The 12632-nt window shown below is 72.0% G+C and carries 10 protein-coding genes and 1 tRNA gene; 9 read left to right on the top strand and 2 right to left on the bottom strand.

Annotated features, from left to right (window positions below; genetic code table 11):
- The first annotated feature begins 231 nt into the window (after positions 1–231).
- Positions 232–1629, top strand: a complete 1398-nt coding sequence (locus AB0D12_RS25110; protein WP_362686980.1) for a tetratricopeptide repeat protein — start codon at positions 232–234, stop codon at positions 1627–1629.
- Positions 1630–1656: 27 nt separating this feature from the next.
- Here the strand turns inward: AB0D12_RS25110 and AB0D12_RS25115 are convergent, their stop codons facing one another.
- Positions 1657–2253, bottom strand: coding sequence for a histidine phosphatase family protein (locus AB0D12_RS25115; RefSeq protein WP_362686983.1), 597 nt, complete (start codon positions 2251–2253; stop codon positions 1657–1659).
- 185 nt (positions 2254–2438) lie between these two features.
- Between AB0D12_RS25115 and AB0D12_RS25120 the strand changes: the two genes are divergently transcribed.
- From AB0D12_RS25120 to AB0D12_RS25150, 7 genes are all read left to right on the top strand, one after another.
- Positions 2439–3317 (top strand): phosphatase PAP2 family protein, encoded by an 879-nt coding sequence (locus AB0D12_RS25120; RefSeq protein ID WP_362686986.1) that lies wholly within the window; start codon positions 2439–2441, stop codon positions 3315–3317.
- Entirely contained in the window at positions 3247–4368 is a 1122-nt protein-coding gene (locus AB0D12_RS25125) for a hypothetical protein (RefSeq protein ID WP_362686989.1), read from the top strand. The genes AB0D12_RS25120 and AB0D12_RS25125 overlap by 71 nt, the downstream gene beginning before the upstream one ends.
- The gene (locus AB0D12_RS25130; RefSeq protein WP_362686992.1) at positions 4359–5945 is read left to right on the top strand and encodes a hypothetical protein; all 1587 of its coding nucleotides are present in this window, start codon (positions 4359–4361) and stop codon (positions 5943–5945) included. Before AB0D12_RS25125 ends, AB0D12_RS25130 begins: the two co-directional genes overlap by 10 nt.
- 79 nt (positions 5946–6024) lie before the next feature.
- Positions 6025–7362, top strand: coding sequence for an AAA domain-containing protein (locus AB0D12_RS25135; protein ID WP_362686995.1), 1338 nt, complete (start codon positions 6025–6027; stop codon positions 7360–7362).
- 307 nt (positions 7363–7669) lie between these two features.
- Positions 7670–8008, top strand: coding sequence for a hypothetical protein (locus AB0D12_RS25140; protein ID WP_362686998.1), 339 nt, complete (start codon positions 7670–7672; stop codon positions 8006–8008).
- 173 nt (positions 8009–8181) lie between these two features.
- On the top strand, positions 8182–8838 hold the full coding sequence (locus AB0D12_RS25145; protein ID WP_362687001.1) for a bifunctional DNA primase/polymerase: 657 nt from the start codon (positions 8182–8184) through the stop codon (positions 8836–8838).
- Positions 8829–8902, top strand: a tRNA-Lys gene (locus AB0D12_RS25150). Before AB0D12_RS25145 ends, AB0D12_RS25150 begins: the two co-directional genes overlap by 10 nt.
- A gap of 160 nt (positions 8903–9062) precedes the next feature.
- Here AB0D12_RS25150 and AB0D12_RS25155 read toward each other — a convergent pair.
- Positions 9063–10322: a M6 family metalloprotease domain-containing protein gene (locus tag AB0D12_RS25155; RefSeq protein WP_362687004.1), complete on the bottom strand. Its 1260-nt coding sequence runs from the start codon at positions 10320–10322 to the stop codon at positions 9063–9065.
- Positions 10323–10753: 431 nt separating this feature from the next.
- Between AB0D12_RS25155 and AB0D12_RS25160 the strand changes: the two genes are divergently transcribed.
- The gene (locus AB0D12_RS25160) at positions 10754–12568 is read left to right on the top strand and encodes an EAL domain-containing protein (protein ID WP_362687007.1); all 1815 of its coding nucleotides are present in this window, start codon (positions 10754–10756) and stop codon (positions 12566–12568) included.
- Positions 12569–12632 lie beyond the last annotated feature (64 nt).

Raw genomic sequence — 12632 nt, forward strand, 5'->3', positions numbered from 1 at the left:
CAACAAGGGGATCCCCTCCTCGCTCGAGTGGAGACACGTAGCGGGTCTCCGCATGGTTCAACGCCCGTTGGCGTCAATGGCTACGGCGGCACGCCGCCGCAAAGGATGGCAGTTCATGGCAGATCGAGGGGGACATATCCCTTTTGTAGGCAAACTCTGCGTGCGCGGCCCGTCACAGCCGGTACGTTCTTGCTCCGCCGGAACACGGCTGCACCAAGAGAGGGCTCGGCCATGGCGTCGTCGTCACAGGCATCACGGGCAGTTCCCAACCTCGCCTTCCGCGGACTGCGCGGGCAACGCTCGCCCGGAGAGTTCGCGGCGGCAGTACGCAAGGCCGCTCGCGAGATCGGTGAGCAGGTCTCCTGCGATGCCCGCTACATCGGGCGCGTCGAGGCCGGCGAGATTCGCTGTCCGAACTACGCGTACGAGCGGGTGTTCCTGCACATGTTCCCCGGTCTGACGCTGGCGGATTTGGGCTTCACGGCGCGGGAACAAGTACGGGGCAGCCGGGGCCGGCCGCTCGTGCCGGCTCATCCCTTCTGCCCCTTCGACGGCAACAGTGACAGCGACTTCGACGAGGAGAGCGACGTGCTGCGTCGCGCATTCATGACGAGCGGCTCCGCCACGGTGGCGGCCGCGTCCCTCGGGCTCGGACTCGGGCCCGTACCCGGCAGGCCCGGCTCCACACCCGGCCTCTCCGGCACCGTGCCCGCACAGCGGCGAGTCGGCGAGGCGGAGGTGAGCGCCGTCGAAGAGGCGGTACGACGGATCCGGCTGCTCGACGACCGGCACGGCGCGGACGGGCTCTACCAGCGGGCCGCGCAGCCGCTGCGGGCCGCGTACGCGTTGCTCGACGCGGGGACGACGGCCCGCGCCTCGACCGCCGGCCGACTGCACGCCGGAGCGGGCGAACTCGCCATCTCGGTGGGCTGGTTGGCCCATGACTCGGGCCGCTTCGACGACGCCCGCTCGCACTACGCGGAGGCGCTGGCGACAGCGCGGGTCGCGGGCGACCCCGCCCTTGAGGCACACGCCTTCTGCAATACGTCGTTCCTGGCGCGGGACGCGGGGCGGTACCGCGAGGCGGTGCGCTCGGCGCAGGCCGGGCAGCGCGCCGCGCGGCAGCTGGCCTCGCCACGACTGCTCTCGCTGCTCTCACTTCGGGAGGCGGGCGGCTGGGCGGGGCTCGGCGACCGCACGAGCTGCGAGCAGTCGCTGTCGCGGGCGCACTCGTACTTCGATCTGGGCGTGACGGACGCGGACCCGGAGTGGATGTCGTTCTTCGGGGAGCCGGAGCTGGAGGCGCTCCAGGCACAGTGCTGGTCGGCGCTCGGCGAATGGTCGCGAGCGGCCCGCCACGCCCGCCGGGCGGCGGCGCTCCAGGACCGCCGCTTCACGCGCAACCTGGCGCTGTACCGGGCCGAACTGGCGGCGGACCTTGCGCGGGCGGGCGCACCGGACGAGGCGGCGGAGGCGGGCCACCAGGTGCTGGACCTGCTGGACCGGGTCCAGTCCTCGCGCATCCAGTCGATGCTGTCGGACACGGCGAGGGTGCTGCTGCCGCAGCGGCGGGCGGCGGGGGTGGGGGCGTTCCTGGACCGCCACGCGATGACACTCAGCGAGGCATAGCGCCCGGTCCGGGCCGCGGTCGCGGGCTCAGACCTCCAGGTGGCCCGTGTCGTTCCAGCGGTCCATCGCCGGGGAGCCGTAGGCCCAGCCCAGGATCGACAGGCTGGTCGGGTCCAGGCGGATACGGGCCGCGAAGGACGGGTCCAGGCCCAGCCAGCGTGCGCCGAGGACCCGCAGGATGTGGCCGTGCGCGAAGACCAGCACATCGCGGTCGGCCGAGCGCGCCCAGTCGATGACCTTGTCCGCGCGGGCGCCGACATCGGCCAGCGCCTCGCCGCCCGGGACCCCGTCGCGCCAGATGAACCAGTCGGGCCGGTCCGCGTGGATCTCCGCCGGGGTCAGGCCCTCGTAGTCCCCGTAGTTCCACTCCATGAGCGCGCCCCAGTCGGAGGCCCGGTCGCCGAAACCCGCGAGCGCGCAGGTCTCACTGGCCCGAACGAGTGGGCTGGTGCGGACCTCGACGCCCTCCAGGCCCGACCACGGCGCCCGGTGCAGCCGTTCGCCCAGCAGCTTCGCGCCGCGCCGGCCCTCCTCGAGAAGAGGGATGTCCGTCCTGCCGGTGTGTTTGCCCAGCAAGGACCATTCGGTCTGCCCGTGCCGGGCCAGCAGGATGCGCGGTGCCATGAAGGGCTCCCTGAGGTTCACATTCGGTGGCACTCCATCATCGCGCACCTGAACGCAGGGCAACCTCTCGGGCGATCTCGACGTCCTCGTACAGGTCGGGTACCCGATGAACGCGCGCCTTCTTGTACACCGTACGGTTGAACGGTGGCCGATGGCCCCCTGAATACAAAATGGAGATCGTTCGGATGCCGCACACCGCGCCCCGTCATCGGCCACGCTGGTGGACCGAACTGATGCTCATCGTCGTGGTCTACGCCGCGTACTCGGCCGGCCGGCTGCTCGCGCGCGGCAATGAGTCGGCCGCGGTCGACCACGGCATGGCGATACTCCGGGCCGAGAAGGCACTCCTCCTCAACGCCGAGCACCCGCTCAACCGCCTCTTCACCAGCACCCCGGCCCTCGGCGTTCCCGCCGACTTCGCCTATGCGTCCCTGCACTACCTGGTCACTCCGGCCGTTCTGGTCTGGCTCTTCCGGCGCCGCCCCGGCCGCTACCGGGCCGCCCGCACCTGGCTGATGCTCTCCACGCTCCTCGGCCTCGTCGGGTTCACGCTGCTGCCGACCTGCCCGCCGCGGCTGCTGGACGCCGGCCAGGGGTTCGTCGACACGATGGCCCAGTACAGCTCGTACGGCTGGTGGGGCGGCGAGGCGAGTGCGCCGCGCGGCATGGGCGGGATGACCAACCAGTACGCGGCGATGCCGAGCCTGCACGTCGGCTGGGCCCTGTGGTGCGGTGTGATGCTGTGGCGGCACGGCCGTACGCCCCTGATGAAGGTCCTCGGCGTCGCCTACCCGCTGCTCACCACGTTCGTGGTGATGGGTACGGCGAACCACTACTTCCTGGACGCGGTCGCGGGCTGCGCCGTGATGGGCGTCGGTGCGCTGCTGACCCGGCCCGCGCTGCGCATCGCCGACCGGTTGCGTACGCGCTTCACCGCCGGCCCTTCCGGCTCGAAGTCCCCGTTTGTCAGTGCCGGATGCGAGACTTCCGCGGGTGAGCGAATCCCTGGACAGCGGACCTCCTCCGCAGGCGCCGACGACAGCACTCCGGCAACGGCTCGCTGAGCTGCGCGGCCCCGCCGCCCAGCCCCATCCGCTCGACGCCCGCGCGCTGGCCGCCCTCGCCGCCAACCCCGGCTGCAAACGGCGCGCGCTGCTGGACGGCGCCGGGGTGGACAAGGCGGCGCTCGCCTCCGCGCTGGGGTCGCCGGCCGCTTTCGGGCAGTCGCAGTTCGCTTTCATGCGCGGGAACGCCTTCGAGGCGAAGGTCAAGGCCGACGGCGGTACGGAACTGATGCGGCTGCTGGGCGTGGACGCATCGGCACAGGTCCGGGTGCCCGATCTGACGGCGGCCGGTCCCGAGGGCCGCGCGGCGCGTACGGCACTGGCGCTGCGCGAGTCCACCGCGGCCGGCGAGTGGACGCTGCTCGACCACCCGATGCTCGCGCTGCAGGTCGCGGGCTCCCCCGCCTATCTGGAGCCGGACGCGGTTGTCGTGCACCCCGACGGACGGTGGACGGTCGTCGAGATCAAGTCCTTCCCGATGATCGACGGCTCGGCGGACGCGGCGAAGGTGGGCGCGGCGGCGCGTCAGTCCGCGGTGTACGTACTGGCGCTGGAGCGGGTCGCCGCACTGACGGACGGCGCTCAGGTCGCGCACAGCATCCTGCTGGTCTGCCCGAAGGACTTCTCGAACCTGCCGACCGCGTCCGTCGTCGACGTACGCAAGCAGCTCTCGGTGACCCGCCGCCAGCTGGCCCGGCTGACCCGGATCGAGGACATCGCCGCCGCGCTTCCCGAGGGCACCACCTTCGACCTGGAGCGCCCGGCCGGTGAGCTGACCGCGGCGGTCGAGTCGGTGTCCGCGGCGTACGCGCCCGAGTGCCTGGCCGCCTGCGAGCTGGCCTTCCACTGCCGCGACCGGGCCCGTGACGCGGGCGTGGTCGAGGCGCTGGGGCGCGGGGTGCGCGGCGAGCTGGGCGGACTGACGACGATCGGCGAGGTGCTGGCGGCGGCACGGAGCGAAGCAGGTGATCCGGACGACCCGGCGGTCGTGGCCCTGCGCCGTGCCGCCGCGCTGCGGGCCGAGGCCCTGGAGGCGGCCGGATGTCGCTGATCTCCACCCTCGCCCGGCTGGAGGCCGTCGAGTCGGGACGGGCCACGCCGCTGGCGACCGTGCGGCACCGGCATCTGTCCGAGCGTCCGCTGGTCCTCGTACCGCTGACGACGGCCGGTGAGGCGGGGGCGCCGCTGGGCGCGCTGGTCGGCACGGACGAGGAGGAGCCGCGGCTGCTGGTCGTGGCGCAGCCCCGCGACCGCGATCTGCGCTTCACCTTCCTCGCCGAGCTCGCCGACGCGGTACTGCCGCATCTGGACGCGTACGCCGACGATGTCGAGCCCGCCGAGCGCAACGAGACCGACCCGGAGACCGGCAAGAGGGTCAAGGTCGAGGTCGAACTGTGCGCGGACGCACCGCAGTTGATCGTGCCGGGCCGGGCCGGCATCGACTTCGTGCGGCTGCTGGGCCGCTCGATGCGCTTCCGGCGCACGGCCGAGCAGGACCCCGATGCGCCCTATCCCGCGCCGCCACACGTCCCGCTGCTCGGCCGCTGGCTGACGCACTACGGCGAGCGGGCCCGGGTGCCCGGCTCCTCGCTGCTGCTCGCGGCGACCGATCTGCTGAACCGGCACTGGGCGACCGGCCAGTCGAGCCTGGAGGACCAACACCTGGGCGCGCTGCTCACCTGGATCGACCCGCCCGAGGGTGAGACGGGAGCAGAGGCGGCGCTGTGGGCGGAGCTGGCACGTGATGCCCGCGGCCAGTTGCTGTGCCCGCCCGCAGGACCGGCCACCGACCCGGCCTTCGACAACCGGCTGCTGGCCCCCGCCGTGGAGCGGTACGACCGGGCGCGCCAGGCGCTCGGCGCTGCTGAGGACGGCCCCGAGGCGGATGCCCGGCTGGGTGAACTGACCCTCGCCGAGCGGGAGATCCGCCGCCTTCTGCTGACCCAGCTCAAGCCCACATGGCACGCGGTGTGGCGCGGCCTCGAGCTGCTGCGGGAGCTGCCGGAGGGGCCGCGGGCGGCGGACCGCTGGACGCGCGACCGCTGGTCGTTCACGGCGCACCGCGATCGCGTACGGGCCGGGGAGCCGCCGCAGCCCCGGCGCGACGACGCGGTGACGGCCGCGCAGAAGCTCGCCTCCCGTGAGACGGCACAGGCGCAGCTGGAGGCCCAGGAGGCGCTGGACGACCCGCTGGTGCTGGCGGGGCGCAGGCTGGCGGGCGAGGCGTTCACGAGTGAGGTGACCGAGGTCGTGATGGCCTGGTCCGAGTCGAAGCGGCCGAGCCCGCGTCCTCTGCTGACCGTCCGTACGGACGACCGCCCGCATCTGGGCGAGCGGGTGAAGGTGTACCGCTCGCTGGACGGCAAGCCGCAGACCGCTGAGTTCGTACGGTACGAGGCCGAGGGAGTTCTGGTGCTGCGGCTGACCGACCGCATGGGCCGGTCCAAGGACCCTGCGGAAGGCTCTGTACCGGAGAAGGGCGAGCGGATCGCGTGGACCCTGTTCGAGCACGACCAGCGGGGCGGCCCGAAGCTGCCGGACCCGGAGGAAACCCCATGGACCCACGGCGGCCCTCCGGGCACGGACGCGGAGAGCCCGGACCCCGTGACCCCGGAGGACATTCTGTGACGGCCATCTTTGACGCGTCCGCCACTGCAGGTGGCAGTGGCTTCGCGCCGCCCCGGGAGCTCGCCCATGGAGGTGCGCTGTGAGCGGGCGCGTCTTCGATCCCTCTGCCGAGGCCGCGCGGGCCACCGACGCGATCCTCGCCGACACGCTGCACGGGACGCACCGCGGCGTCGTCGTGGACTCGCCGCCCGGCGCGGGCAAGTCGACGCTCGTCGTGCACGCCGCGCGTGAACTGGCCGCCGCCGGGCGGCCGTTGATGGTCGTCGCGCAGACCAATGCGCAGGTCGACGACCTGGTGCTCCGGCTCGCCGAGAAGGAGCCCGACCTGCCGGTCGGGCGGCTGCACAGCAACGACGCCGACCCGTACGACAAGGCCCTCGACGAACTCGACAACGTACGCAAGTCCGCGAAGGCCGGTGACCTGGCAGGCCTGGACATCGTCATCTCGACCGCCGCGAAGTGGGCGCACGTGCAGGGTGTGGAGCCCTGGCGGCACGCCATCGTCGATGAGGCGTACCAGATGCGTTCCGACGCACTGCTCGCCGTCGCCGGCCTCTTCGAACGGGCGCTGTTCGTCGGTGACCCCGGCCAGCTGGACCCGTTCTCGATCGTGGGCGCGGACCAGTGGGCCGGGCTGTCGTACGACCCGTCCGCGAGTGCGGTCTCGACACTGCTCGCGCACAACCCGGAGCTTCCGCAGCACCGGCTGCCGGTCTCCTGGCGGCTCCCGGCGTCCGCTGCGCCGCTGGTCTCGGACGCGTTCTACCCGTACACACCCTTCCGCAGCGGTACGGGCCCGGACGACCGGCGGCTGGCCTTCGGTGTGCCGTCGGACGGCTCGGGTCCTGACCGGGTGCTGGACGAGGCGGCGGAGTCGGGGTGGGGCCTGCTGGAGCTGCCCGCGCGCAGTACGCCCCGTACGGACCCCGAGGCGGTACGGGCCGTGGCCCAGGTGGTCCGCCGGCTGCTGGACCGCGGCGGCGCGGCGACCAGCGAGCGGTCCGCGGACCCGGTCCCGGTGACCGCCGAGCGGATCGCGGTCGGCACGGCCCACCGCGACCAGGCGGCGGCGGTACGGGCGGCGCTGGCCGAGGTGGGCGTCACCGGCGTCACCGTGGACACGGCGAACCGTCTCCAGGGCCGGGAGTTCGACGTCACGGTGGTCCTCCACCCGCTGTCGGGCCGCCCGGACGCGACGGCGTTCCATCTGGAGACGGGCCGGCTGTGCGTACTGGCCTCCCGCCACCGGCACGCGTGCATCGTGGTGTGCCGCGCGGGCATCACGGACCTGCTGGACGAGCACCCGTCGACGGAGCCGGTCCAGCTGGGCGTCACGGTCAAGTTCCCGGACGGGTGGGAGGCGAACCATGCGGTGCTGGCTCACCTGGCGGAACACCGCGTCAGCTGGCAACCGTGAGCACAGGCGCCGGACGCAGTCCGGCACGCCGCCCGAAGCCTGCGAAGCAGCGCGAGGGCGGCAGACAGAAACAGCCCGGACAGGTGGGAGGCAAACCACGCGGCGCCGGCCCACCTGGCGGAACACCGCATGAGCCCGCAACCGTGAGCACCCCCGGAACACCGCATGAGCCGGCAACCGTAGACCCCCTTGCGGAGAACGGGACAATGGACGGTGGCCACGGGCACCCGGCGGAGTCCGGCCAAGCGCGCGAGTCAACGAAAGGCGGCCGGATCAGGGGCCGCACCCGTACGAGGAGGAGAACCACATGGCGGATCCCGAACGGAGTGAGCGGAAGCTGCGACCGGCCCCGCTGCTCTTCGAGCCGTCGGAGGCTGCCGCCGATCCCGAGCACTTCTTCGACCTGGAGTCCATCGAGGACCCGCGGGAGCTGCTGGCCCGGGCCACGGAACTGACCCTGGCGTTCCGTGCCGCGACCGACCGGGCGGCGGAGTACCAGGCACTCGCGGCGGCCCAGCTCGCCGACCCGCGACGCTTCGACCGGCTCACCGCCGCGGACATCGCGCAGCGGGCGGAGTGGACCGAGGACTATGCCAAGAAGATGATCGAGTTCGGCCGCGACCTCCTCCGTAACACCACCCCGTAGCCACCGGAGGCCGCCGAACAGGCACGCTCGCACCCGTCTGCACCCGCACGCACCGCCGGCCAACCTCGCGCCTGGCATATGCCGGGGCGCAAGATACGCCTCCCCGCCGTGCCCTGTCCCGATTTCCGCCAACTCTCAGGAACGGAACCGTCACTCCCGGTAAATCTTGTGTCATGAGCGCATGGCTGCGAGACCAACCCCTGCGGGACCCCGGCGCCCCTGACGACGAGCGCCGTACGGACATCCTCGCCCTCCTGCAGGAGGAGGGCCGTCATCGCGCGGCACAGGTCACCGCCCCCGGCGCCCGCTGGCTCACCTCCGCCGGGGCGTATCCGCGCTCGATGCTCGCCCTCTGGGAGACCCGGCCGACCGCGCCCGCCGTACTGCCCTGCGGCGCCGTCTTCGACGTCGTGAACGTGCCCACGGTCTTCGGCCGGCGGATGCTGGACCGGCTGTGGGAGGAGGGGCCGGGATCCGGCCCTGTCGCCATGCACCGCGGCCGGATGATGCTCTTCGCCGCGCCCGGCACCGCCCAGCGACTGCCGTCCCTGCTCGACTGGGAGGAGTGGGGCGATTCCGTACCGCCGATGCTCTGCCACGGCATCGGCGACGCGGTGACCGTCCCGCCACTGGCGCAGGGCCAGGACGCCGCCGACCCGCGCTGGCTGGTGGCCCCGGACGCCCGCCATCCGTGGCTGCCGGGGCCCGAGGTACTGCTCTGGTCGTGCGTGCGGGCGGTCCGTGCGGCCTCGTCCCCGACCGTGCGTATATCGATTTTTCCTCCCGCCGATCAGGATGCTAAGGTCTACGACGTCAGCAGGCGCCGCTAGCTCAGTTGGTTAGAGCAGCTGACTCTTAATCAGCGGGTCCGGGGTTCGAGTCCCTGGCGGCGCACAGACGGGAAAAGCCCCTCGCGAGAGCGAGGGGCTTTTTCGTGTGCCCGCACCATGGCGACCCGGCGACCCGCACCTTCGGACGCCCACACCCCAGCGACCCGCACCTGCCGCCCGCACCTTCGGACGCCCACACCCCAGCGACCCGCACCTGCGCCGTACTACGCCGTCGTGACCCTGATCGTCCACGCGCCCGACCGCGTCCGGTCCGCCACCTGCACCCTCGTCCGCTCGCCCGGCGTCCCCGGCATCGTGAACGTCTCGCCGACCCCCAGCGGCGCGTCCGCGAGCGGCGGATAGACCGACCGGTCCCAGCACGCCTCGGTCTCCGGATGTGTGTCCACCACTTCGATCGGGCCGCCGCCCGACGCCGTCTCGGCCTGTACCCGATACAGCAGCACCCCCTCCGTACAGGTCTCCCGGTCGTTGCCGGTCGAGCCGCGCGCCTCGATCGCGAGCGCGGTGTCCTCCCCGGTCCTGACGACCGCGAGCCGCGTGCCGAGGCTCCCGCCGGGGGCCCGCGCGGCGTCCACCGGCTCCAGCGTGATCAGCTCCGACTTCTGCACGCACCGCACGGCCCGCTGGTCCAGCCAGCCCAGCTTCCACTTGTGCCACGCGAAGAGATCGGGTGCGAGCCCGAACTGGCTGCCCATCACATCCCAGTCCCCGACATAGGTGTCCCAGTCACCCTTGCCGTCCGTCGGCCGGTGGTAGAGATCCGGCAGGTCGAAGGCATGGCCGGTCTCGTGGGCCAGCACATTGTGGTCCGGCGGATGGCTCTCGAAGACGGTGACGACCCGTTCGATGTCAGTGCCGTCGGCATGCAGCGGCCGATCGAGGTTGACGACCTTCGTCGCGTCGGCGTCCACACCGGGCGCGTCCGGGTCGGCGACGAGATAGACGATTCCGTAGCGGGAGAAGTCGACCGTCGAGTCCGCCGCGGCGATCGCGTCGCGCAGATACCCGCTGCGCCGCGCCGAGTCCCAGTCCCGCCTTATCCCGTACGCGGTCGAGGACTTCGGCATCTTCACCCACTGGCGCTGCGGATGCGGGCGCAGCGCGAACTGCCTGTACGAGGCACTCTCGAAGAACTGGCTGGTGGCCGGGAAGTGGTCGGCCGCGAGCTCGTCCGGTGAGTTCAGCGGCACCGAGTCCGGAAACGACAGGAAGATCATGACCGCGTCCATGCTCCCGACAGGTCGCGGGTAGTCGGAGTTCCAGGAGTCGACCCCGAGCGAGTGGTGGGCAGCGGTGCGGGGCAGCGCGCAGGGCCCCCCGGACAACTCGGCCACGGCCGGGCCGGCCACCAGGCCAGTGGCGGCGAGCGCGATCAGGGAGGTGAAGGCGGCCGCGGCGCTGCGCAGGCGCCCGCGTTCCGCCCCCTGGGCCACTCCTCGGGCAGCTCCCGGCGCCACTCCCACGGGTGCTCCCTCGGGTGACTGCTGACCCTCCACGTGGACCTCCGGCTGAGGAATGCGAGACACCTCACCCACCCTGTGTTGATTTCAGGTGGTACGCCCTGCCGACTGCCCCACTCGGGTGACCGACCCGACACCGGGCTGACACCGACCCGAGACCCGTCGACACTCCGATGGCTCACGGAACGTCACATTCGGTCAGGACGGAATCGGCCACCGCGCAGACCTGTGCAGAAACGATCGTCCGTAGCCCCGGGGCGGGCTGATCCACTGCGCCACAGCTGGAACAGCCGCCGGGCGGCCTCTATGATCGGCACACTTTCCCGGCGTCTTCCCCGAGTTCACACCGGCTTCATCGCCGATCGCATGGGGCGGCCGGACCGAGCACACCTGTACGGACCCTGTACGAAACAACTGCACTGCGGGAGCGAGCGGTGAGCGGAACCTCCGAAGGAACAGGGCCGGCCGGAGTCGCAGTCCCCGGTAGCAACCGGCCGTTAATCACAGAGCGTCACAGCGTCGGCCGGACGGCCGCCGAACTGCGTGACTACCGCGCCGCGTTCAACGCCGCGCACCTCGCGATGGCCGTCGTCGACCACGAGGGCGTCGTGGTCACCGCGAACGAGGCCTTTGCCGCGCTGCTCGGCACCGAGCCCGTCACCCTGCTGGAGCAGTCCGCGGCCGATCTCGTCGACCTGGCGTCGGACGGCCGCACCTGGCACGCGTACCGCGAAGTGCTGCGCGGCCGCCGTTCCCGGTTCCGCTGCACGCGCCGCCTCAAGCACCCCGACGGGCGCACGCTCTGGGCCGAGGTCACCGTCGCGCCGGTGCCGGACAGCCGCAATGTGCTGCTCTCCATCACGGACATCAGTGACCGGCGCGAGCTGCTCGCGCGACTGCGGCAGGTCCAGATGCACGACCCGGTGACGCGGCTGCCCAACCGCACGCTCTTCTTCGAGCGACTCTCGGCGGCGCTGGAGTCATCGGCGTACGACCAGGGCTCCACCGGCCGGATCGGGCTCTGCTACCTGGATCTGGACGGCTTCAAGGCGGTCAACGACACGCTCGGGCACCGGGTCGGCGACCGACTGCTGGCCGCCGTCGCCACCCGGCTCACCGAGTGCGCGGACAGCGACGCCCACACACGCAGCGGCAGCCATCTGGTGGCGCGGCTCGGTGGCGACGAGTTCGCGATCCTGGTCGAGGACTCCACCGGTACGGAGCAGCTCGCCGATCTCGCCAGGTCCGTACTGGTCGCGCTGCAGCAGCCTTTCGACCTGTCGGGACAGCGGCTCTCGGTCTCGGCGTCGATCGGGGTCGTGGAGCGGGCGGCGGCCGGGACGAGCGCGACGGGTCTGATGCAGGCCGCGGACACCACGCTGTACTGGGCGAAGGCGGACGGCAAGGCTCGCTGGACCCTCTTCGACCCCGAGCGCAACGCGCACCGGATGACAAGGCAGGCGCTCTCCTCCACACTCCGGCCGGCCGTGGAGCGCGGCGAGTTCGCGCTGGAGTACCAGCCGCTGGTGGGGATGGCGGACGGGGTGCCGCGGGGTGTGGAGGCGCTGGTGCGCTGGAACCACCCGCAGTTCGGCACGCTTGCGCCGAATCGGTTCATCGCCATCGCGGAGGAGGACGGCTCGATCGTCCAGCTCGGCCGGTGGGTGCTGCGTACGGCGTGCCGACAGGCCCGCCGGTGGCAGACGGACCACCCGGACGCCCTGCCGCTGTTCGTGAGCGTCAATGTCGCCGTACGGCAGGTCTGGGACTCCGACCTGGTCGCGGACGTGGCGGAGATCTTGGCCGAGACGGGTCTGGCACCGCATCTGCTGCAGCTGGAGCTCACCGAGTCAGCGGTGATGGGCTCGGCGGGCCGCCCGCTCCAGGCGCTGCAGGCGCTGAGCGACATGGGCGTGCAGATCGCGATCGACGACTTCGGGACCGGGTACTCGAACCTGGCGTATCTGAGCCGGCTGCCGGTATCCGTACTGAAGCTCGACGGATCGTTTGTTCGCGGCTTCCAGGACGAGGCGCACCCGAACCCGGCGGACGAGACGGTCGTCGAGGCGATGGTGCAACTGGCGCACCGGCTGGGCCTGACGGTCACGGCGGAGTGCGTGGAAACCGCGGGCCAGGCGTCGCGTCTGCGGCGGATCGGGTGCGACACGGGTCAGGGCTGGCTGTACTCACGGGCGGTGGCGCCGGAGCGGATCGCGGAGTTGATCGGTGTCGGCGCGCTGTCGGTCTGAGGTCTTCGACCGGGAGTCCAGAAACACCGAACCGCCCCCGCCGGAAGGGAATTCCGGCGGGGGC

It is taken from the genome of Streptomyces sp. NPDC048479, assembly GCF_040651435.1.
GTDB lineage: Bacteria > Actinomycetota > Actinomycetes > Streptomycetales > Streptomycetaceae > Streptomyces.

Bases quoted from the DNA above. Each gene is read 5' to 3' on its own strand.
- AB0D12_RS25120 (WP_362686986.1), top strand. From the start codon at position 2,439: ATGCCGCACACCGCGCCCCGTCATCGGCCACGCTGGTGGACCGAACTG.
- AB0D12_RS25140 (WP_362686998.1), top strand. From the start codon at position 7,670: ATGGCGGATCCCGAACGGAGTGAGCGGAAGCTGCGACCGGCCCCGCTG.
- AB0D12_RS25110 (WP_362686980.1), top strand. From the start codon at position 232: ATGGCGTCGTCGTCACAGGCATCACGGGCAGTTCCCAACCTCGCCTTC.
- AB0D12_RS25115 (WP_362686983.1), bottom strand. From the start codon at position 2,253: ATGGCACCGCGCATCCTGCTGGCCCGGCACGGGCAGACCGAATGGTCC.
- AB0D12_RS25145 (WP_362687001.1), top strand. From the start codon at position 8,182: ATGAGCGCATGGCTGCGAGACCAACCCCTGCGGGACCCCGGCGCCCCT.
- AB0D12_RS25130 (WP_362686992.1), top strand. From the start codon at position 4,359: ATGTCGCTGATCTCCACCCTCGCCCGGCTGGAGGCCGTCGAGTCGGGA.